The 24,492-nt window shown below is 28.4% G+C and carries 14 protein-coding genes; 1 reads left to right on the forward strand and 13 read right to left on the reverse strand.

Annotated features, from left to right (window positions below):
* Positions 1–75: 75 nt before the first annotated feature.
* The 7 genes from KTC94_RS06200 to KTC94_RS06225 form a co-directional block, all read right to left on the reverse strand.
* Positions 76–522, reverse strand: coding sequence for a hypothetical protein (locus tag KTC94_RS06200; protein WP_220320526.1), 447 nt, complete (start codon positions 520–522; stop codon positions 76–78).
* A 517-nt stretch (positions 523–1,039) separates the two neighbouring features.
* Positions 1,040–3,472 (reverse strand): S24 family peptidase, encoded by a 2,433-nt coding sequence (locus KTC94_RS06205; protein ID WP_220320527.1) that lies wholly within the window; start codon positions 3,470–3,472, stop codon positions 1,040–1,042.
* A complete protein-coding gene (locus KTC94_RS06210) occupies positions 3,462–4,094 on the reverse strand; it encodes an NERD domain-containing protein (protein ID WP_220320528.1) in 633 nt (210 codons plus the stop codon). Before KTC94_RS06210 ends, KTC94_RS06205 begins: the two co-directional genes overlap by 11 nt.
* 212 nt (positions 4,095–4,306) lie before the next feature.
* Complete coding sequence (gene ltrA, locus KTC94_RS06215; protein WP_258280593.1) at positions 4,307–5,716, reverse strand: group II intron reverse transcriptase/maturase; 1,410 nt, start codon at positions 5,714–5,716, stop codon at positions 4,307–4,309.
* 1,114 nt (positions 5,717–6,830) lie between these two features.
* Entirely contained in the window at positions 6,831–7,028 is a 198-nt protein-coding gene (locus tag KTC94_RS17740; RefSeq protein WP_369811886.1) for a nuclease domain-containing protein, read from the reverse strand.
* A 75-nt stretch (positions 7,029–7,103) separates the two neighbouring features.
* Positions 7,104–7,484 (reverse strand): DUF2357 domain-containing protein, encoded by a 381-nt coding sequence (locus tag KTC94_RS17745; RefSeq protein ID WP_220320427.1) that lies wholly within the window; start codon positions 7,482–7,484, stop codon positions 7,104–7,106.
* Positions 7,485–7,701: 217 nt separating this feature from the next.
* Positions 7,702–7,827: a hypothetical protein gene (locus tag KTC94_RS06225; protein WP_258876455.1), complete on the reverse strand. Its 126-nt coding sequence runs from the start codon at positions 7,825–7,827 to the stop codon at positions 7,702–7,704.
* Positions 7,828–8,917: 1,090 nt separating this feature from the next.
* Between KTC94_RS06225 and KTC94_RS06230 the strand changes: the two genes are divergently transcribed.
* Positions 8,918–9,805 (forward strand): hypothetical protein, encoded by an 888-nt coding sequence (locus KTC94_RS06230; RefSeq protein WP_220320423.1) that lies wholly within the window; start codon positions 8,918–8,920, stop codon positions 9,803–9,805.
* Positions 9,806–9,895: 90 nt separating this feature from the next.
* Here KTC94_RS06230 and KTC94_RS06235 read toward each other — a convergent pair whose 3' ends face one another.
* The 6 genes from KTC94_RS06235 to KTC94_RS06260 form a co-directional block, all read right to left on the reverse strand.
* Positions 9,896–10,207: a hypothetical protein gene (locus KTC94_RS06235; protein ID WP_220320422.1), complete on the reverse strand. Its 312-nt coding sequence runs from the start codon at positions 10,205–10,207 to the stop codon at positions 9,896–9,898.
* Between the two features lie 542 nt (positions 10,208–10,749).
* Complete coding sequence (locus tag KTC94_RS06240; RefSeq protein WP_220320421.1) at positions 10,750–16,254, reverse strand: ATP-binding protein; 5,505 nt, start codon at positions 16,252–16,254, stop codon at positions 10,750–10,752.
* A gap of 18 nt (positions 16,255–16,272) precedes the next feature.
* Positions 16,273–17,784 carry a hypothetical protein gene (locus KTC94_RS06245; RefSeq protein WP_220320420.1) on the reverse strand — a complete coding sequence of 504 codons (1,512 nt, stop codon included), beginning with the start codon at positions 17,782–17,784 and terminating at the stop codon, positions 16,273–16,275.
* A gap of 14 nt (positions 17,785–17,798) precedes the next feature.
* On the reverse strand, positions 17,799–19,691 hold the full coding sequence (locus KTC94_RS06250) for a hypothetical protein (RefSeq protein ID WP_220320419.1): 1,893 nt from the start codon (positions 19,689–19,691) through the stop codon (positions 17,799–17,801).
* Positions 19,692–19,711: 20 nt separating this feature from the next.
* On the reverse strand, positions 19,712–20,866 hold the full coding sequence (locus tag KTC94_RS06255) for an aminotransferase class V-fold PLP-dependent enzyme (protein ID WP_220320418.1): 1,155 nt from the start codon (positions 20,864–20,866) through the stop codon (positions 19,712–19,714).
* Positions 20,867–20,900: 34 nt separating this feature from the next.
* Positions 20,901–24,488, reverse strand: a complete 3,588-nt coding sequence (locus KTC94_RS06260; RefSeq protein WP_304518706.1) for a hypothetical protein — start codon at positions 24,486–24,488, stop codon at positions 20,901–20,903.
* Positions 24,489–24,492 lie beyond the last annotated feature (4 nt).

Consider the following 24,492-nt stretch of genomic DNA (forward strand, 5'->3'; position numbering starts at 1 on the left):
CTTTTAAAGTATTTATATATGTATTAACAATAAAGCTTAGAGGTTGCTAATAATTTTATATGATACAAAGAATACCTAGTAATAAAACTTCACTATATTATCAATTTCTTTAGCAAAATTAGGATGTTTTAATTTATGTTTATTAATCACTCGCCGTACCCGTGGCCGATTATACCGCTGGACAATAATAGGGTATATGTTAAGAAATACATTAAAAAATATTAACCATATTGTTTGCTTAAATGAATATGCCATACAAACATATACGGTAATGATTGCAATTATAATAGCTATAATTACGTGTCCAAATTCAGAAGTCCGGGTTCTGTATTCATAATACTCTAATAAAATTAAAGATTTTCTGATAGGAGTTTCCTTTTTTCTACTTCTCTCCCAATTACTTAATACTAGTAATTTTCTAAAAAAACTAACACCAAGATACTTGTATATTTTACCTTCATCCTCAATACGGTGACAATTAAAATAAGATGATTTGAGTTCCGGCCTCAATAATGTTTCCACTATAGACATCCAAATCATCAGTAAGAGGTTTAGTGAAATACTATATGTTAAGGAGCTCATACTCATAAAAGGGAATAGAATTAAAAACCCTACCCCACCTGTGGTCATCACTACAATAACACACTCGAGAAATGTGTTTTGCTTTACTTTGATCATGTTGTATGCACCACCCTTCTTAATTTCTAAGTTAACGTCCAGCCAGATTTATGACCAGAGCCTCATAAGTTTGAAATAGTTTTTATAATTGCATCATAATTAAGGAGATTCCTTGTTAGGTTTTTCAATATATGCTACTTAACTAGTTTAGTTGGATCTTTTTTGTAAATACATTCTAATTATAGTCTTAATATCTATTATTTTCCACAATATTATACATGTTTTATTTTATTTTGAATTTACATACAATTAAAAAAGAGCCAACAAAATTGACTCATCATCACTTTGATTGGATCTTTTGAATCTTCTATTTATAACAGCATATCACTCACTACCATCAAAAGTAATATGCTTATTTTTTCTAATTACTACTCTTTACTACCCCAACAGCAACCCCTAAAATACTCATCTGAGTCTCTGCAACATTAATTGGTTCATAATTTGGATTTTCAGACATAAGAAGCACTGTGTCCCCCATTTTAACAAATCTTTTTAATGTAGTATTTCCATCCAAATCTACTGCTACAATTTCATAATTATTTGCAGTGTTTTGCTGTCGTATAACTACTAATTCGCCATCATTAATATTAGCATTTATCATACTATCCCCTCTTACTTTTATCATATAGTTAGTGCTATTTTTTTGGGTCCATATCTCAGGAATGTAAAATTGTTCATCAACAGTAGAGTTTAATAAAATAGGATCTCCAGCGGCTATTCCACTAAATACATTCAATTTTTTCATGTCCTTAAGTTCTGATACCTCTTCATTTTCAAAAATCAATTCACTAATATTATTGTAATCTCTCATAAATTTATGATTAACATTGTTTCTTAGATCCACGTAACAATAGTTTTCTAAACTAGAAGGCAGCATTGAAGCCTTAAATGGAGGCATATCCTCAATTACTTCCAAATCGCTATTTATGAATAACAAATCTACTCCATCTGTAGCTAACCCATACTTACAAGTTGGTGTCGTACTCATGTAACTCTTTAGTTGCTCAAAGCAATTTACAATCCCAGCACCCTGTCTTTTAACCTCAATGAAAATATAAGGAGTCTTTGTATTATTCCTATAAGTTGAAACAACTACATCCACGTACCCAATTTTAGAAAATATATTAACTTGATACTCTATATCTAAAAGCTTCTCAGGGTATTTATAGTTTTCCTTGAGTTCATTAATAATCCACTGTCTCACTTTTTCTTCGGCTGAATATACATCCGTAAGTTTTTCTTTAAATGAAAAATCTTCTTGCTTAAGGGAATAAAAATTACTCATTAATGTGCTTTCATCATGCTTTAAGAACTTAGGATTTATATCACTAATAAATTTTGAAGGTGTTCCATCCGCAGTCAAATAAAGCCTTTCAGTAGCCCTAGTCATACCAACATACATAAGTTTTCTTTCTCTCGTTTCAAAAGTTCCATCATCGTCAATACTAATACGTTTTAGTGGAATCGATTTAGAATTTAAACCAATCATTATTACAACTTTAAACTCTAGCCCTTTAATTGAATGCATGGTTAGAATTTTAACTTTATCATCACCAAATTCATAACCATCTTGCTTTGTCATAAGTTTAAAAGGTACATTGGCGGTTTCAAGGTAGGTGCTTAATTCTTTAATCTGACCATTAGTCCTTGCTATTATTGCTATATCTCCATACTCATAGTTTTTGAAAAGTTTAGAAATAAGTCTTGTTAAATAATTTGCTTCCAAAGGTTTGTCGGCAAATGCCCTAAATACAGGATAAACACCTTGTTTATCTAATAATGATGGCTTAACATAGTTTTCGTCCTCTATAATTAGTAAATCTTTCTCTAATAGGCTATAGGCCGCCTGAGCAATCTGGGTAGTGGTTCTATAATTTTTAGCAAGAGAATTGCTTCTACCTTTAACATCAAATCCTACGCTCAAAAAGCTTCTTCCTTTAACCAACCAAGATTGAGGGTAAATGCTTTGTGCATTATCGGATACAAACATGGTAGAAGAATAATCTTTTTTATTCATTAACTCATATATAAATTCTAACTGAACCCTAGTAAGGTCTTGGCTCTCATCTGAAATTATATGCGTATACTTTTTAATTGGTTTTTGCTTAATCTGTTCTAGTGCTAAAAGTGAAACATCATTAAAGTCAACTTTGTTATTTTCCCTCATACTAATATCATAGAGCTGCATTACTTTATAGATAGCACTTCTAGTCTTTGAATTTTTTTGGAGTTTTTGAGGTCCATCATGATTTGACATTCTACCAATTCTATCAGCACTCTGATATTCCTCCACATCTAGGTATCTACAAGCTTTAATCCATCCAATTTCTTCTGATATAAAATTTAAATTACTATGCTCTAGTATTTTAACATCAGAATAATATTGTTTGGCATCATAGATAGCTTTTATAATTATACTTGAGATAATCGCCTGTCTGCTCTCAACTTGTAATTGCAGATGATTAGACTTACAGTATTCCATAAAGTATCTATACATTAAAGCATCTATATTTTTAATTTCTAACTTACTCTTATCTATTTCAAAAAGAGAAATAACTTCATATCCCCTGTCTTTTTCAACCTTATCGTAAATATACTTAATATAACTTATTAAACTTTTATTATAAGTTACCATTAAAATTTTATCATCCTTATCAAAACAATAATTTTCTAATAAAAATGGTATTCTATACACTGCAACAGTGGTTTTTCCTGAACCTGCAACTCCCTTGATTAAGGAATGCCCAGCAGGTTTACTTTGAACGAGTTTTCTCTGTTCTACATTAAGTTGCATAATTCTCCCCCCTACACGTAAATCTTTTTATTATATTTATAATATCTTCACCATACTTCTCAAACTTAACTTCTCCAAATCCTTTAATTGCAATAAACTCCTGTTTATCTGTAGCTTTAGGATTTGTAAAAACTGTTAAAGAAACTACTGGCAACTTATCGAGACTATACACCTTTAATATTTTCTTTAAAACAATCTCAGCTTTCTTTACAAATCTTGAAAAATCACCTTGACTATCGATTTCAATGTTTCCCTGAAGACTCTTACACTTTATAATGTAACAGAACTGATGAGTAATCATTAAAAAGTCTATGTCCGCAATACCATCTCCCAGTCCTAACCTAATGTTATGTAATGCATAAAACGGTGCTGGTGAATTTTTAAGTTCAAAATACACTTTGCTAAGACCTTCTTGGACATATTTTTGAAGGTTAAGTTCATTATCAATTCTATTTTTTGCAACCTGATCAGTTGAATTGTTTAAAAGTTCCTTAAAATTAAGTATATTCTTACTTTCCTTGTTAAATTCCTTTATGAAAATTGGTGTAGTTATTGTTTTCATAAGTTTACTTTCGAAGCTAACACCAAGTATACTTTTCTTTATTACATCAAAAATACCCATAATACCCCACTTTTTTTCATTAATTGATTAATTATAACATATTGTGCTTAATTCCTCCATTACAGAATATTAATGGTAGTTCAATCTATTATTAACATGATTTTTTACATACTAAAATATTATCAAATCGAGTAGGAGCTAAATAATTAATTTATTTAGCGACCTCTCACACCACCGTGCATACCGTTCGGTACACGGCGGTTCAATAGAAATTAATGTTTTAATAAATATGTCTCAGATATAGAAACTAATCCTATATTTTTAAGGTATTTATTGGTCAATGTTTTGTTTAATATAGGGCTATTGGATGTTCTCCAATAGCCTTTCCTTGTATTTGCATATTGCAAAGCTTTATTGTTTGGTATTCCTAATTTAACAAGGTTCCCATATTTTGTTTTAATCTTTTTCCATTGTTTCCAAAAACACATTCTAATTCTTCGCCTTAACCATTCATCAAGTGTTTTAAGAATACTTTTAATGTCTGCAATAGCAAAATAATTTATCCATCCAACTATCACTTGCTTAAGTTTCATAAACCTATATTTCATGCTCATCGCATTACTTCTTGAAGTTAATTCTTTTAGCTTTGCTTTGAATTTGATTATAGGTTTTTGAGGAACTCTCATTCTGTATTCACCTTTTGCTCGGTAAAATGAAAATCCTAAAAATTTAAGTTTCCAAGGTCTATCTACTGTACTCTTTTCTTTATTCACTCTAAGCTTTAACTTTTCCTCAATAAATCTCGTAATACTCTTCATTACTCTATTTGCTGATTTCTCACTTTTGACGTATATATTCGCATCATCAGCATATCTACAAAAGTTTAGTCCTCGTTTTGTTAGTTCTACATCGAGTTCATGTAACATTACGTTACTTAATAATGGGGACAAAGGCCCGCCTTGAGGTGCTCCTTCTTCTGTATTCATAAATACCCCATTTATCATCACTCCACTTTGTAGATACTTTCGTATCAGAGAAATTACTCTACTATCTTTAATATCTTCCGATAGTATCCTTATTAATTTATCATGATTTATCGTATCAAAGTATTTAGAAAGGTCTATATTCACCGTCCATGTATGTCCAGCATTAATATATCCCCTACATTTTTCAACAGCTTGTTTTCCACTTCTTAAAGGTCTAAAACCGTAACTATTATCAGAAAATTTCTTTTCATATACTGGTATTAGAGTTTGTGATATCGCTTGTTGAATAACTCTATCTAATACAGTAGGTATTCCAAGTAGCCTAATTCCACCGTCAGGTTTTGGTATTTCTACCCTTCTTACGGCTAGAGGTCTATATCTACTTTCTAATAATGATTGCCTTAATTCTTGTCCATGCTCTTTTAGATAATGTAGAAGTTCATCTACTGTCAAACCATCAATCCCATGACTTCCTTTATTGGCTTTTACTCTTTTATATGCTTTATTCATATTATCTCTCGATAATATCTGCTCGAGTAAACCATTATCATATTCATTCACATCGTTTCTTCCTTCTTCTGACATAGAGGAAATACTATGCACTTCTACATTACCTTCGAGTTCCACTCTATTCTCTCGTAGAGAGCCTTCTTTATGAAGTTGTCTGCTTTTATCATATTTTCTCGTATCCTTCAAAATTCCAAAACCTCCTATTGTTCAGTCCTTCCCACGCTAACGCGTTTTGCATGGTACTATGACGTCTGCTGACTTCTGATAGTTCAGCCATACATCACTGTATGGGTTGTTATTTCTAAATTCATATCCACAACTTACCTATCAGATCTCCCCGGGTAAGAACGCAATCTTTCACTCCATCTATCTGCTACATTTACACCACTTGTTTCGAATAGTTTTGGGCTTCGTTTTGTATTGCAAACTTACCCACAAGCATATGCCTTATATGTAGTTTCTGTTCGTCAGACCGGAGTTTGGCCGCCAACTTCCTTCAGATTCCATCTCACGATGGACACCCTTGTCTTAAGCTATGCACTTGGCACTATTAACCCGTGCTAGGGACTTTCACCCATTAGATTGCGCCCATGCCGGGCGCACAATAAAAATCTAGCATTCTTTAAATGCTAGATTTAACTTCATATAGTATGTATTTATATCCTTTCCCCACTTGGTATCCCTTTACTTCGATTTTTCTTTAAAGCTTCTTCCATGTATCTATTTTAAAAACATAATAATCTATATCGGAATCACTTGGGATTTCCTTTATTGAATTTCTCTTCACAACTTTAATGTCTACTACCTTGCCATAATAAGTTACGCCAACTTCACCTACAAATTCGCTAAAGCTACAAACTTAATATTGTACTCTGCAAAATTTATGTTGCTGCATTTGGTGTGATAAAACTTCCCTTTTAAATTTATTTCAAGTTGCCCTTTATTTCTTAAGGATCCCACAAGAACTGTTCTATCCTTAAATCATCACCTGCGGTGCTGCAACATCTTTACAGAAGATGCATTGACGACTTCAGAAGGAGATTTATACCCCCACTTAGTTTTCTATTTGTTAGGGCAAGTTACTCCTACTTATAGTAGGTACTCCCACTTATGAAATTGGGAGACTTTCCTTCTGAAATGACTTTAAAGTATTCATCTTTTATATAATTCTCTCGTCCCATGGACTCAAGGGATCTTTCAAATGTTGAGTAAGAATATTCATTTATTAACTTATCTAAAAACTCTTCCATTAATCCAGTAGTTGATGGAACAAATAGAATGCCACCTGTATTTACTTCCTCTATACTCTTGTAAAAGTAATGATTTTTATATTCCCGCTCTTTCTGTTAACTGCTATAAAGTCTGTACTTATTAGTTTATATCTCTTCCTAAGTAAAGGGTTTATCTTTATAGAACACCAATACTCATATAGCAAACTAAGTTGCTTCATTGATAATGAAAATATATTACTATTAATGCACAGTCCCTTTTGTAACATCAATCATCACCTGCGGTGCTGCAATATTAATGCCTTCAGAAGGAAATTTAAACTATCACTTAAGTTTTATATTTGTTAAAGTATGTTACTCACACTTGTAAAAGTTGGATACTTTCCTTCTAAAATGTCATTAACACCTTTTAATATAGCTTCATAAGCTTCTTTATAATCAATTTTACTAGATAATACCTCTATAATTATTTTCATATGAGTATTTCCATTTACCTTTACATAAAGATCTGAATAACCTATATCTCCTCTGAAATTGATTATTCCACTTAAGATATTACCATCTCTACCTGTGGGTGGTACTTTATTTCTTATATTAGCATTTTCATGATAAAACTCTATGGTAGTTTTATTTTTTCGTTCAATAACTATTTCATAATTGCTATATTCCTTGTAGTAAAGGCACCGATCGATATTATCTACACGTTCTTTACCTTCTATTATGATAGTGAGTGATTTTGACTCACCGCATCTAACAGCGGCCTTATTTCCTTTTTAAAAAAATAAACTTCATCTGTTTCTATAAATAATAGCTCAGACTATTGCCAGAAGGTTGTGAATCCATCTCTCAAGGACCTCCTGATTATATACATAATATTTTCACTACACAATATATATTCACTGCGTACGCAAATATTTTCCATAATTCTTATTTGATTATCCTCTATGCATCCATCATTTTTATATTTCTTGTTTCCATAGACGAGAGAATATCACTGAAATAATACTCCATTCTTGCTAAATTCATTTCATCATGACATAGAAAATAAGGTTTATCTATGTTCTTCATGGCTTCATAGGCAGCCTCCATAATAATACCTGGAATAAACTTATTTTCAATATTTCTATATCCTAATAGATCTGTTGCATCTGACTAATCTGGTCTAGCTGGTATCAGCTTAATCATCACCTGCGTTGCTGTAATATTAACGACTTCAGAAGGAAATGTAGACTTCCACTGAATTTTTCTCTTTGTTATAGCATGTAACTACCATTTTTAAAAGTAGGAGACTTTCCTTCTGAAATGTCGTTAAATCTTTCATTATCCCTATTAGCACCAATTGCCTTTGCAAATAATTCTACTATTTTAATTTAGATATGTTTTAAGGGATTCCATGTTTTTAAATTCCTTTTACTATTTACTTAAACACTATGATTGATATTCTATAACTGTCATTGGATTATGTTTTAACGACGAAAAAGCTGCCAAAATATATGTTTCAGCAGTTTCCTCGCTGGCTGTAGCTTTGCCCCCTTTTTTTAGGTTGCTGTCCAGACCCCTTAGGCTGTAACTGAAAGTTACCGCCTTGCTAATAATGGTAGAATTTTATTTAAATACGCCTTTATAGAATGTTATGATATTCTACATGAATTTTATATTCCCTTTATTCCAAAATAAAATCCACCAATTGATCTTAATTTGTATAAGTGTGCGTTCCATTCTATAAAAAATAAAACAATACCGCACTGGGTTCCCCCTAGGTGCAGTATTGTTATTTTTATCTGTAATCTAAGAACTAAATCTTAAATAGTATCTACCTACTTAACTCATATTTGAGCTCATATAGCCTTTCAGATCCACTAATAAAACAAATTATATTTATGATTTGTTCACATCCCCCGATGGATTTTTTGAAGGAGCTTGCGACTGAGATTGCTAATTAAAACCATAATTAATGTAAAAGTTGACATACAAGTTTCCCACTTGAACTATATATACGTATCTAGTTCTACTAACTTCCTTTAATTCCTTTTAATATTATAAATTGCTTTACTAATCAAAAAAAGATCTCAGGAGATTCACTATTGAGCGTTTTTTCGTTTTATTGTATAATTATATATATATGTATATTATTATTAGATAAATTAGGAGGTTTGAAATGTTTGATTTAATTGATTCAGAAGAAACTATTGTATTAGCTAAAATGTCTAAGTTATTGACTAAATATTCCTCTAGAGTAATCCTAGAAAATGGTGATGGGAAGAGTTTGTTGGAATGCTCCGGCCTGTCATTATTAGTTGAAGAATATAATGAATATTTAACACCACATTCTTTTAATGGAAGTTGGAAAAATCCTAATACTACATTTAACCCGGGATTTGCAATAAATGAGATATGCGATAAAATTAAAAGTAATAAAAAGGCACTAGGTATGTTCTTAAATGAATTCTTAAGTAGGATAAGAGAAATTGATAACGCTGATATTGATAGTACAACAAATTATCTATCAGTATTAGGATATAACTTAGAAGTTACCGATAGAGATGGTAATTATAGTAACTCGTATCAATACTCTTTGTCTCCATATACAGAAGGCGCTTTTGAAAGACGGGAAGATGTTTCTTATTTAGTTAATATGATAAACCAAAAGCATAGTGAATTAATGACGTACTATACTGAAGCCATTTCTACATATGGGAATACTGAATATCAAGGTTGTATTGGTAATTGTAGAACATTATTTGAGAAGTTCTTTGAAAAGTTAGACGCTATTGATAATAATCATACTAAAGGAATTTTAAATGCAACAGAAGAAACTGTAACTGGTTCAAACATTCCAAAATTTTCAATTAAGGGAATTTTCACTTATTGGATTGAGCATAAAAAAGGATTCAATAGATATAGACTGTTTGTTTCTATGTATAGTTTACTGTCTGCATTAGGACCTCATGGCGAAGAGATACCGAGCAAAGAAGATGCATTAATGTGCCTAAGGCTTACTGAAGATGCTCTAATTTGGTGTTTTCAGAATAATATAGGTCGTTAATTATAAATAATAGTTAAAAAATAAAAAGAGCCTGAAGCTAGATTTCTCTAACCTCAGACTTTTATGGTTGTCCACTTTTATAATATTATTTTAAATATAAAGGATTGCTTGTCTGGGTATAAATGAATTTTTGGTAGCATCTACCTTACCTTTGTAGGTTAGAGATAGATTAATAGCCACTGTATATTTCTTAGTAGCTCTGCTTATCTTAACTGTTATTATTGCATTACCATTTAAACCAATCGTTGCTCCGTATGTAGTATTTGTATATTTATAATGGCAAACTATTTTAACAGAACCTTTTGTAGGACCATTTACAGTTGCCGATACTTTCACAATTTTTGCTATTACTTTAGATACTAACTTAGCAATTGACTTAGATGCATTTTCAAATAATATCATTTACAAGCACCAAATTCATATTTAAATTCATATCTTTTCTCAACATTTTCAGCTCAGCCCAGACAATCAAATAAAGTCATAATTTCATATTATTTTATTCAGTTTAAGATTAAGTGTAACCGCCAATCACAAATGAGTATATTTGGCAAGTAAAAAGGGTGAATTTCTTCCAGTTCAAAAACTAAGGTTGGCGTAGCGAACTATTTACATTGAGGATGGGTATGATAGTCTATCCACTGCAACGCCTTATTTATAAGGCGTTCTTAAGGGATCATATTCATACACATAGAGGCTTAATGTCAATAGCAACCTTTTTACTACTGGTAAAAATTCAGTAAATATAGTTGCCGAAAATTTGCCGGTAACAGCTTTCGCCAAGTTGTCGCTTTACCACCTTTTTAAGGTTGCTAGCCATACCCCTTAGGCGTTAAGTGAAAGTTACCGCCTTACTAATCTACTCCCTCTCATTTAAAACAACAGAAGTTTTAGTTTATCCCATGCTCATAAAAACAATGTACTAATTTTCAAATGAACTGAGCTTGTTATAAGAAATACTTTACAACTAACTTACCTGATTCAGTTAGTATATACTTATTATTAATTGATAATGATGTAAATTTCATTTTTTCTAGATGCATTAGTAGTTCATTTTGCATTTCAACCCTAACCCCCGCAATTATAGAATTAAAATCAACTGAACCATTTTTAAAAATTTCTATTAATATTAAAGCATGGGGATAAGATAAAGTTTCAACGAATGCTTTATTATATTGTCCATTAACAACAATTGAGTCAAAAAGTCCTAAATTTATAATTTTTTCTGTTGGTCCATCAAATCCTGTTACTTCTCTAATGGCATTTACATTCTCATCACTATTATCATTTCCATGTACAATTTTTGTTTCTAAGTTTCCACTTATTTCTTTAATATAATCTTTTGGGTATTGAGATGATAACCAAATTGCTAATCCATATGCTCTGCATTCTCTTATTAAAGTATTAAGCCTAGGTTCTTTTAAAAATCTATGAGCTTCATCAAATACAAAAACATTCTTTATTCTTTCACTATGCTCTAAAGTATTCAAATACTGATGAGCACTCACAATTATTAATTTAGATATTGCCATTTTAATTTCATCATTTGTTATAGAATTCAAACTCAAAACATAAGATTTACTCAATATATCTGATAAAGCTATTTGCCTAGATTCATTAGAGAATAATCCATAATTAAAAACTGGTTCTAATCTATTATAAGCTTTTATATCTTTTTCTTTAAGCAACTCACCAACTTCATCAAGTATAGGAAATTGCAATTTATTGTTAAACTCAATATTTTTACTATTCACACTAATTCCATGCTTTTCATAAATTTCTCTAAGGACATCTTTTAATGCCACTTCTTGTTGCGCCCCTAATTTATAAACATCTTTAAATACACCTGCAATTTCATACACATGTGCTCGAATATTAATAAACTTCTTACCCATATTATTTTTTTTTGGGGGTATTAAAGGATTGTAAGGCAATGATTTAAACTCTAAATCAACATACTCTAAATCTGCACCACTTAAAAATTCATCATCACCAAAGTCATTCTTAAAATCAAAAATTAAATAGTTTGCTCTTTTTTTTCTACCTTGAATTATCATTGATTTTAGTAATTGAGTTTTTCCTCTCCCTGAACTACCTGTTATCATTATATTCATATTTGATAACTTTGAACCTTCTCTTTTAGGATCATAAAATACCAACTCACCTGATGACGTTGACCTGCGCCCTATAAATATTTTAAACTCATTATTTAATCCATTTTTATCTTCATTTAAGTCCTCATATTTTTGTGCTTGATTTTCATTATCAACTTCCACTTCGATAGTTTGTACACATTTTTCATTTTTTTCAAAAATGATTAACTCATCATTTATGCCTTCAAATTTATCAGCAACTAAATTTTCATATTTAAATCCTGTAGTATAATTTTTAATATCATCTTTGCTAGTTTCTTCGCCCACAAGAGAGATTAATCTATCATTCTTAATTTTTAACTTAAACAATTCTAGAACTTTTTTATACGAAGCAACATTAAAATCACTATTATTAATTAATTTAATAAATGTATCTTCATTTACAGGTACATATTCTCTTATTGCATGACTTTCAATTTCATCAGTTAAATCTGGGGCATTAATATTCAAGAGAATTCCTTTTTCAATATTAAAGCTTACATCTCCATGATTGATTTTTTCAATAACTACTTTTAAATTTTCAGAAAATTCATCGCTCCACATAGAATTTATATCAAGGTAACTATCACTAAATATACAATATTTATTTCTATAATAAATCAGCCAGTCTACAATTTCCTTGGCTCTAAAATTTTTAACCCTATCGTCTACTTCAACAAATATTCTAGATAACATTTTCTCTGTAGCTTCCAATTGACCGAATCCTTTTTTTACATAATCTAGTATTTTAGAGTTTTTCACTTCAACTAATCGTAATTGAATATTTAATTTTGATTTATCATACTTAACATTTTTGGGTAAAGTTAAAATTGCCAAATCGTCACAGTATAGATTATCCCCTTCATCGTTAAATCTATCTTTCATTTTATTGGAGTATTCTGGTGATACACCAATGAACTGTTCAATACCAATTATTAAATGCCAATTTTCATTGTCTTCTTTTAAAATTCTTTGTAACAGTCTGAAAGCAGCAATAGTTCCAATTATTCCTTTTGTCTTATTAACATTATTAGCTCCCTTTAACAAATCCAATACCCAAAACCCATTTAACAAATTTAAGTCATTAAATAGGCCCTCTAAACTTTGTGTACTTGTATTTATTCCTTTATCCAAATAGCATTTCAGTGTATTCCTGAACATTTCCATAAATGGTTCTTTTTGATTTGTGATAGTTAAGAACTTTATATTATCTGTGCCATTAGGTTTTTCTGAATAATTCGAATAATCTACTAAAAATGGTCTTTCAATTTCCTTTATATTTTCTCTATTAAATATATCTATATTAATTTCTCGATCTAAGAAAATAACCATGAAAGCCTTTGAAAATAATTTAAAAGGTATATCTTTAGTTAACACATTAACCATTCTCAATGGATGTTTAGAATTAGAAATATTATTAGCGAAACTCTGTGTATAATATGCATTAGAGTTTATTAATAATTCTTCATATAAACTCATATTATCATATTGTCCAATTGTTTTATAATTACTATATGTTTTATAAGTAACAGAATTAGAGCCATATTCTGATTTTGTTAAAAAGCTAGAATTAAATCCATTATAAAAATAAGTATTAACATATTCACTCTCTTTATTTTTCATACTATCATCATTATTTGATACTTTAAAGATATCTTTGACGAATAAGAGATGATAAAAACTCTTATTCGTATTACTAAAATTATCATAATTCATTTTAGAATATGATAATTTTGATAATAATCCTTCTTCTTCTGAACTCTTATTTTCTTTTTCATAAAGTTTTTCTAATTCATTATAGAGAAATAAATCTTTTGCATTCATATACATCAATGTTATATGAAAGTCTGGCATACTATCAGTATTATCTTTGTAATTGTTTTTTATATAATCAATCATTCCATTAACTATAAATTTACAATCACCAGGATTTATTACTCCTATGTGAACAGTCTTTTTATTATCTATAAATAAATACTTATAAATCTGGGACAATTGTTTTATTTTATTTCCAAACACTGTATCTAAATACCTGTCTTTCCCATAAAAATCTCTAGCATCTTCTTTTACATAATATGTCCATAAAAAAGCAGGACTACTTTTTGCTATGTACCAGCAATTATCATCTCTAACATATTTAATTGCTTCAGAATTATCTATTAGCTTATTAAATAAGTTTGAAACTTTTTTATCAATATTATTTTTACCTACATAATTATCCCAACATAAAAGATAAAAAGCTAAATTAATTGGTGCAAAAGGGCTAAATACTCTTATTTCTCCTATTTCAATTATATCTAATTTTATAATATTTAAGTCTAAATTTAAATTATTAATAAATTCATGCAAATATGCTCTTACTACTTCATTAAATCTTTCTATCCTACAAACTAATTTTTCATTATTAAAATTCTCATATAATTGTATAAAGCATTTAATCATTTCTTTCCTTTTTAAAAGTACTTCTTCCGCGTCAGAAGATATCCAATTTTCAAAATCAACTTTCTCAATTTCATGTGTTATTTTAAAATAATGCTCATCTTTGTTATTAATAATTATCTTAAATAACTCATTCAAATTTTTTATATCATAAGAATCTAATAGATAAAGAAAATCAGGATCAATTTCATAGCTATAAAGATGATTTCTATAATTAAATGAAGTAAATTCAAAATCATTTAACTCTATTTCATTTAATACATCAACTCCGTTTTCAACAATAAAATGTAATAAATGCTTATAATTAACAACTTTTTCTTCGATGTTTTGAGCTATTATTCTTGTAACTTTCTTATTGTCATATATAACATCATATTTTATTCTCCCATCATCTAATGACTCGTCACTAACTAAATCACATTTAATTCTCTCTGTTTCTCCATTTCCCTTAACACATTCGCATATAATACTTTTAACATTAAATATATCATCAACTAAAACTGTTGGATAACTTTCACCTTTATCCCACTCAAATTGATCATCAATTTCTGGACAGACTACTACATTATTTGCTTCCTGAAGCATAAATCTACAAGTTAGAAGAGGCTTGGTTAATATTGATGGCATTTGATTTATGACTAAGTTTAATGTCTGAAATTTATCCATACTAGGTAAATTAATTCTAGTTGCACCACTAATTAGTGGCTCATCAATTATATTGTGATCAAAATTATTAAAATAATAATGTGCATAAAAATTATCGATTAAAGCAATTTGTCCCTTAAGTTTTATATCTAAGTATTTTAAATCATTTTTACATAAAATTGCATCCATTTTGTTCTTTTTATTACTCTTTATACTCATTTCATAAAAGACCTTATTATTAGGCTTGACTTCAATCCCATTAATTTTTGTACTAATTTCGCTTTCAAATATTTCATAAATAGCATCAAATTTAAGGCTTTTTAATTCATACAAATTTGATTCATACAAATTAACGTTATTTAGAATATCAACAAATTTTTCTTCAGATACATCATCAGGCAAGTAACTTGAATTAATGTTCTGTATAGTTTCTCTTTCAAAATTTTGTGTATATGGCTCTAATTTTTCATTGTTTATTTTACAAAACAATTCATAATTTAATTCAACATTACATTCTTTTTCACTAGTAACATAAAATAATGGTAATCGAAAATTATAAATATAAAAGTTCATTGAATTCTTAAACTCATCTTCCTTTATTTTCAATAGCATGTTTATCCTATCAAGCACATTCAAAGAATGAAGGTTTTTATCTTGTAAGAAGTGCTTTACTAAATCTAAATACCACTTTGGTACTTCTTCTTTTGATAAATCCCTTTTTATGTTTTCTTTACTAAAAATGTTATTTAAAGAATTCGTGTCTGTTGCGGTTCTTATTGTATCTATTGGATTATTATCAAATATGAGTATACATGTGTGATTTTTTCTTATGTTTTGATCATCTCTTAATTTACCAGCGTATCCTCTATTTCCAACATTAATTCTATCATCCTTAACTTCACTAACTAAATAAGGAATTATCTTATACTCTATTCCATCTGACCTAAAAATGATAGCCTTTAAGCCGTCATCAATATTAACTATATCTCCATCATTTATTTTCCAAATGCTCTTAAATATAGACTCATAAAAATCATTTTGTATTAGATCTAAATCATAATTTACAATTTTATTATTTTTGGAATTAATTAATCCCTTATTATATTCATAATTAAGAGTCTCTAAAATATTCGTAAAAAGTAAGAAACATTCTTCATTTTTAGTTTTAGATAACAGATCAATACATCTATCTGTAATTTTCTTTGCTATATATTTAATTATCGATTCAAGTTCCACATAATCATCTCCCTTATACTAAAAAATTGTATGCTCTACATATTGACTTTCCCCTGCATCGGATTTTCTTTCTAAATGACCTAATAACGAAAGTTGCTTTTCAATTATTTCCTTTTCTCTTACAGATGAACAAAAAAAGCCTCTTGTTTCCATCTGTTTCCAGAACCCTTCCAAAGGCATCTGTCGTTTGCCTTTTCCAATAATTATATTCGCTATAAAAGTCAAAAAATCAGAATTTAAGCAATAATAATTATTGACACCGTTTCGATTTATTTTTAAATAATTGCATCCCATCTTGTCGCCAGCAAGCTTATTATATACTTGCTTTGTTGCATTATCTGCTGAACTAGATTTCTTAGCCTGCGTCTTCTCATAGTACTTTTTATAAATTTCAAAAACACTACTAAAAATATTTTCACCGTTCTCTATTGATAATGAATTTATTTTTTCTTTTAATAATTCAATCTCATTTAACTTGTCAAATGTAGATAATCTTTTCTTTAATACTCTTAAAAATTGTTCAGGATTGCTATTATATAATAACAATACTTCAGAAATACTTTCAGGATATTTGCTTGTTATCTCTTTAAAGGTTTTAAATAATTGATTTAATGCAATGAATCTATAATATCCTTTAATTAAAATATTATTTACTAATTCTTTATATTGCGACTTAACAATATTTGCTTCTCGATTGTTGCCTGTAAGTGAGGATTTCACCATAATCTGTGACTTATATGGACATTCTTTTAGCCCATTACACCTAGAGCAATAATCAGATTTTTTAGTGTTAAATTTTTTTTCTTCAAGATTGATGACATAGAAAATCCTCATCATATATGTTGAAAAATGGAAATAAATTAAATTATTAACCCATCCTATTTTCTCTACTCTAGCTAGCGGTAAATCTAATACATAATCTAAATCAATTTGAAACTGTGCCGTCTGATGTGTACATTTGAATTTATGTAAATTATATCTTTTAAAATCCACATTAAATGCTTCTTCAGACTTTAATTTATAATTTACTGTTTTATATCCCAATTCTTTTATTCTTTTTAGTATTAATATTTCATAATAATTTAATTCATTATAATCTGAAAGAACATTCCACAATTTCTGTATTAACGAATAATTTATACCCTCGTTCTTCGAAAAAAAAGCTAACAAAAATTTTTTACTAAATCCTCTATTATCCATAGCTTTTGTCTCAGACATTATTTTAAAAGTACAAGGAATATCAATATGGAATGGCACAGGTAATATCCCCTTTCCTTTTCGACCTTCTTGTAATTTAATCAAATAATATTCTTTAAACGAATCGAGTACATCGTTATTGTTTGTTTTAAAATCTATATTTTTAAAAATTTCATTCCAATTTGTCTTATTGGATTCCTTTGTAAATTCTATGTCAACTGAGTTTGAACATAGTTCATTCCTAATAAAAAAATATAATATTTTTTCTGGTGCGTCAGCTGAAGTATTTTCCGGATAATAAAAATCATTAATATATTCATTCCATTCCGCCATTTTTTTCCCCCACTTTAATTTTCTCTAATCTTTTCAAATACAATGGTTCCTAAATCCTCATTAACCTTATAAATATCTTTATTTAGTTGATAAAATATCTCACTTTCATCTTTTAATCGTGGTGCAATTTTCTTGCTTAATAATGATAATTGATTAAATCTATCTAAATCCATACTAGTAATACTATATCCGCTCTTTGCTAATATAAGAAGCTGAAATATGTCTAAAGATACCTTCAAACATGCAGTCTTATTAATACGAACATTGAAATAATTCGGAAAAAAATCTAAAGCTTCAAGTATTTCAATATTTACAACATCAAATGTTTTTTCTAAACTATATTCAGGCACTATTTTAATATTACCTAACAATTTACCTTTACCCCTCGTAGATATTGTATCAAGTTGTATAATTTCATAATTAGATATTTTCTTACCAAAAGTATTTAATAAAACATCTCTAATTATTTTTAATACATCTTTATCAAATTTTTCATCAGAATTATTAATTAAAACTTTTTTTTGTTTAACTAAGCTATTAATAAACATAAAAAAATAATCATTATTAAATACTTGGCACTTATCTGTTGTAAGTATGTCTGGTACCTCACTTCCATTTTCATCTTTATAGAAAAAATAAAAATGTCTGCAGAATGTATTCATAAGTAAGTCAATTGCATTTACTTCATTTGATAAATTTTGTGTTGAATCAAAAATATTTTCAAGTGCATATTTATTTAATTCACAATTAATTATAAAGTTTTTATATTTTATTTTTTCATCAATTGTATCTATTAAATTTCTTGGATTTGACATTATTAAAATTTTTATTAATTCTAAGTCTATATTATTTATATAAATCGGATCAAATTCTTGAGATGACTCTTTTATAAATTTCAAAATATAGTTTTCACAATTGCTATCAAACAGATTATTATAAAATAAAAATTTACTGAAATGTTTTATTTCAAGATTTTTAAAACTATTACATAATCCACTTATATTCTTCTGTTTTTTAAATATTTCCAAATATTTATTTTCACCACCAGTTATCAAATGAAAAATTAAATCCCATACATTTCTTGGTGTTAAGTGAACTTTATTATGAAGAAATACTTTAAATAAAATGTTTTCAATTTTATCAACAATTTTTTTTTCTCTTAAAGCCATTATATTGAAGTAAATTGGACATTTGCAACTATTGCAACTATTACATTTATCAATATCAATTAATTCATATACTTTCTGAATCATTTCTTTAAAAAATGAATGATTCACTTTACCATCGCTGTTTAGATTTGGCTTTACTAGACATCTCAAGTCAAAATTCACTACTAAGATACTCCGTATTAATTCTTTATTTGCTAGTTTAATTTCTTCATCAATAACCTCAATGTTCAGTTCATTTAAAACTACTTTCTTTAATACAATGTATTTATTATCATCATTACATAAATCAATATATCGTTGTGAATTAAAAAATTTTATTGCAATACCTACATTCATTGCAATAACATAAGTATATGAACTTTCAATACTATAATCTTCAACGTACCTAATGAAAAAATCCATTAATTTTTCTATTATATCTTCATGTTGAGTATCTGTTTGAGTAGCGTCAGCATTTATTATTATTTTTTCATTTTCTATATTGTAAGTATTTATTAAACTTTCCTTTAACTTTAAAAGTGTCATTGACTTTCCATCACCAGCATTTCCTGATAAAACAATCAGACTAGTCTTGTTTTTTTTAATTGCACTTATAGAATATTCAATTAAAAATTTATCTAATTTAGTTTTAATATACAATTCATTTTGAATTTTTGATAAATTAGATTCTGAAACAACTGAATTTTTTGACGACGCTTTAAGCGCATAAATTGCAGTAATATTATCTAAGTCAACCATATAAATATTTCGCCTCCAACTTATATTTCATTTAAAGCTTTTATCAAACAATCAATTTCCGCTTCTGTATTAAAGTATCCCAAACTAATCCTTACAGTTCCGCCTATATTCTCTGTCTCTATAAAATTATGGATTATAGGGGCGCAGTGATACCCCGTCCTGACAGCAATATTAAAGTCCTGATCAAATATCTGCCCTAATTCATCGGGTTTATAATTTTCTATAGTAAATGAGACAATTCCAACATGATTATTAAGATTTCCTGGTAAATACATTTTCACTTCATCAATACCTTTTAAACCCTCTATTAATGCCTTAGTCAGTTTATCTTCTTTTTCCCTAATATTATCTATTCCAATATGATTAATCCACTCTAGCGCTGAATGCAATCCTGCAATTGATAATATATTAGGACTAGCAGCTTCATACTTTCCTGGATATACATCTGGCATTTTTAAATTCAAAGAATCTGAACCTGTTCCACCAATAATGACCTCTGAAAGTTCCACTCTACTGTTATCTATAAATCCGCCTATTCCAAATGGACCATATAGTGTTTTATGCCCTGCAAAAACAAAATAATCAGCCTTTATTTTCTTAACATCAATGGGTATTAATCCCATCGACTGTGAGCAGTCTAAAATGATTATAGAATCATATTTCTCTGAAGCCTCAATTATCTCCTGAACCGGCAAAATAAAACCAGTGACATTGCTTATATGAGACATAAAAATAAAATCAGGGAAATTTCTCGAAAACATTAAATTAAGTTCTACTATGTCTACCTCGAAGGTTACTGAATCAAATGGCATTATTTCAATTTTAATATTAAATTTCTCTTTTATATATTCTAATGGACGCATTACAGCATTATGTTCAAAAGGAGTTACATAAACCGTTTTACTTTCATTCCATTCTAATCCACTTATTATTTGATTTAATGCAATAGTAGCAGAAGGTGTAAAAATAACCTTTTCTACTCGGTCATAATTAACTAGAGAAGCTAATTTATTTCTTGTTTCAATAATCAGATTACTCGCTTCTCTAGCTAGTTTATAAGAACTTCTTCCTGCATTAACTCCAAATCCCCTATAGTACATATCCATATATTCATACACTTTATTTGGTTTTGGAAAAGTAGTCGCTGCATTATCAAGATAAATTGTTTTTTCCATATTATCACTTCTTTCAACATGCAAGGAGTAACCCCTACATGTATTTTTCTAAAAGTTTCATCAATATATTTCTCTTTTCATTTACATCAATTGACTCTGCATAGTCATCAAACGCTTCTTCTATATTATTATACAAGGTTCTCCCCGTTATTGATATATCAGTACTATCAAAGGTTTTGACCATTTTCTTGTCACTCACAAAAAAACTAACATCATAAGAATGAACACTCTTTATTTTCACTTCTTTTTTATAATTTGTAACAGTATCTTTAATTTGCTGTATATTATTCAAATAATTTTTTACAGTATGATCCTGCCAATCTTCAATACTTAAACCTGTAACAATTTTAGCTAATTTATCCAATATAAAATCATCATTTCGGTTTGATATTGACGTGATTAGACCCAATACATTATTTGCATTAGTATCATATAAATGTTCGATGTTAGCTTTATCTAATTCTTTGTACCAGTTTTCTAGAGTTGTTCTAAATTCACCTTTATAACCTTTTTCAAACACTTCTTTTGTTTCACATTTTAGATAGTTTTTAGTATTCATAATGAAATTATCAAGTTCCTTCTTAATAACAACTATTCTGTTAAAGCACTTTTGTAAATCATTCATTTTAAAAATCTTATTTTGCAATTTATTTGATATTAACTCCCTCGGGTTAATATCAAATTTTAGCAATTCTTTCCTAAAATCAATAATATCGGCATCAATATTTTTATCATTACTATAAGGTGCTATTTTACATTCCTTAGAATATTTAGGCAAGCTATATACCCAATTTTGCATTGCTTCAAGTATTGAAGTGTATCTGTTATACCCTACATTTTTCTTTGATTTATACTCACTAAATAAGTTATCAAGATTAGTTATATAGTCTTCATTATCCTTAGAACCTTCTTCCAATAAAATAAAGTATTTGTCTGGATTATCATTAATTCTATTTAAGGTTTCTATCGATAGTGGAACTTCTTTTTCTCCAAAATAAATTACTATTTTGTCCAAATAATCCTTCATTTTTAATGCAACATAGATTGGAATTAAACCAGTTCTTAGCCCATACTTATACTCTGAATCATAAAACATGTTATATAATTCAGAAAAATTCCTTTTCTTTTCTTCACTGCTTAATATGAAATTTTTAATCATCACCAAAATTTCATCTAATTTTTCATCATTACTTTCTTCTCCATCAAATAAACCTTTTCTCTTTATTGCAATTCTAAAGATTGTAGTTTCTGGTCCATTTCCTTCTGTAATAAAGTCATGCCCTTTTTCCATTTCATCAAAAATATATTGTATGATTTTATTTCTAGCCTTTAATATAGGGCTATTAATTCTGTTTTTGTTAATAAGTTCATTATTAATAACTGGTGTCTTACTAAATACTTCAAAACAAATATCAGAAATTTTTCTATTTATTTGATACCTTTTTTTTATATCTAAGCTTTCGCCATGATAATCATAATATCCAGAAAGTCCATTTTCAACATCATAATTAACATATATATAGTTTTCAATCTCTTCTATTATATCGTCCTCAAATATCTCCAACTCTTGTATCGCTAGTTCATTTTCATTAAATTGCACATCGTTTTTCAGAGATTTAATTGATAATAGCTCTCTGATCTTTTCATCTTTTGAAAAATCACTATTGAGAATACATAATAAAATTCTACTATCATTTAGCTCTATTAGTTTTTCTAAGGCTATTTTTTTTTCTTCTTTAGAGTAGTGAATTAAATAAAGAATTATCCCATCAGATTTACTTTCAAATGTTAAATCCTTTATTGTTCTAATATTTAAAAATTCATTTACTGTAATGAAATCTTTCTTAAAATATCTTACCATTTCTTTCTCGTCATTATATTTCTTTGGTAATTCATATCCTAAATTAACTATGCCCTCTAGTACCTCTTTTACATTTATTCTACTTGAATTAAGATTTTTTCTATCAGTAATTTTCTTGATTACATTTAGCTCGCTACCAGGTAAAAATCTGTAATTTCCGTTACTATTTTTCTTTAAAATTATCTGTTTTTTAACAAGCTGTATTATAGCTGCTTCAAATTTATCATTAGTTAATCCTAATGATGCTCTTATATATACGTCAGTTGGAGAAAGTCGTTCAAATTCCTTTACTATACCAATTACAGCTATACTTTTAATTATTTTCCGTTGAATTTCATCGTTAATTTTTAATAATGCACTGTTAGCCTTTGACCAAACTGTATGAACACTTTCATTAAAGACTTCTTTTTTAAATAATGTTTCAAAATAATCATATATTAAATCTACCGTTAGAAAATCAGCAGTCCCATTATTTGAGTTTATGAAATTAACTAAACTTCCTTTTTCATCTTTAGCTAAAAAAGTAAATAAAGTTCTTTCATTCTGTGCAACTTTTTCACTTACTCTAGGGAGTACATAACTACTAATTGGATTCAAAGGAAAACATCCATCGCCAATCAAGCTAGAATAATTATCTATATCACCAAATATTGCTGTACTTTCACATTCATTTAGAACCGCGGTGATTTTATCATTGTTAGTAGCTTTAAATTCTTCAAACTTTGTTGGATCTTTAATTATTGCATTAGCAATTAACTCATAATTTTGCTGAGATGACGAAGTGAAATATATCTCTTTGAATCTACCTTCTACCCCTCGCCAAGCATTTATTCTCTCTTTACTTAAATTTGATATATAATCATTTACACTTTTATGCGTAATACATGATAGATGTATTTGGTTTTTACCACTTCTATTAGCTAATTCAGCAAAATCCTGAATTAGTTTAATATCCCTCGTAGAATTTCTTGTAACACTAGCTTCAAGAAATTTACTAAATTCATCAAAAACAACAAATATGCCCTTAAAATTCTTTGATTCACATAACTTTGAATTTATTTCTTCATATAAGTTAATTACGTTTGAATTAATTAATGGATTAAATTCTGTACCTGAGGTAATTCCAGGGTGTATTCCCTTGAATATTTCATAAGCTTCGTCATCATAATTTTTAATTTTATCATTGAATTCTTTTATGCTTAATCCACTTTTTTTGAGCTTTTCTTTAAATATCTTATATGTTTCGCAATATTCTTTTTCCCATATTTTAATTGTCTCAAGTATTGATTCAAAATAAGTCTTAGGTCGTAATTGATTCAGGCCTTCACGCTCTAGTGCATCTTTAATACCAACTAAAAATGCTTGGTTTAAATCATAATAATTACTATTTATTATAACTGGAAGTAATTTTTTATTTTGATCTCTTAATTCAAAAATCATTTCTTTTACTTCATTATCTATATTTCCAATTTTATTGTTTAAAAATTCTATAGTATTCTGTTTCTCTCCATTATTTCCCATTGAAATAATGGCTAAAAGAATTAATAGCAAATGTGATTTCCCTTTTCCATAAGGGCCCACTAATATGGACGCTCTATCCTTACTATCATAGTAAATGCTAGTTAAATAGCTCCTTAAAATCTCGACTGATGCACTTGTAGGGATATACCCAGTTAACTTTGAATATTTGTTTAAATCATATTGAAGGTTAATAGAGTATTGAAATCCCTCGTCTGCATTTATAAAGTCTTTATATAACATCATC

It is taken from the genome of Clostridium sp. CM028 (assembly GCF_030585565.1).
In the GTDB taxonomy this organism is placed as follows: domain Bacteria; phylum Bacillota; class Clostridia; order Clostridiales; family Clostridiaceae; genus Clostridium_AD; species Clostridium_AD estertheticum_B.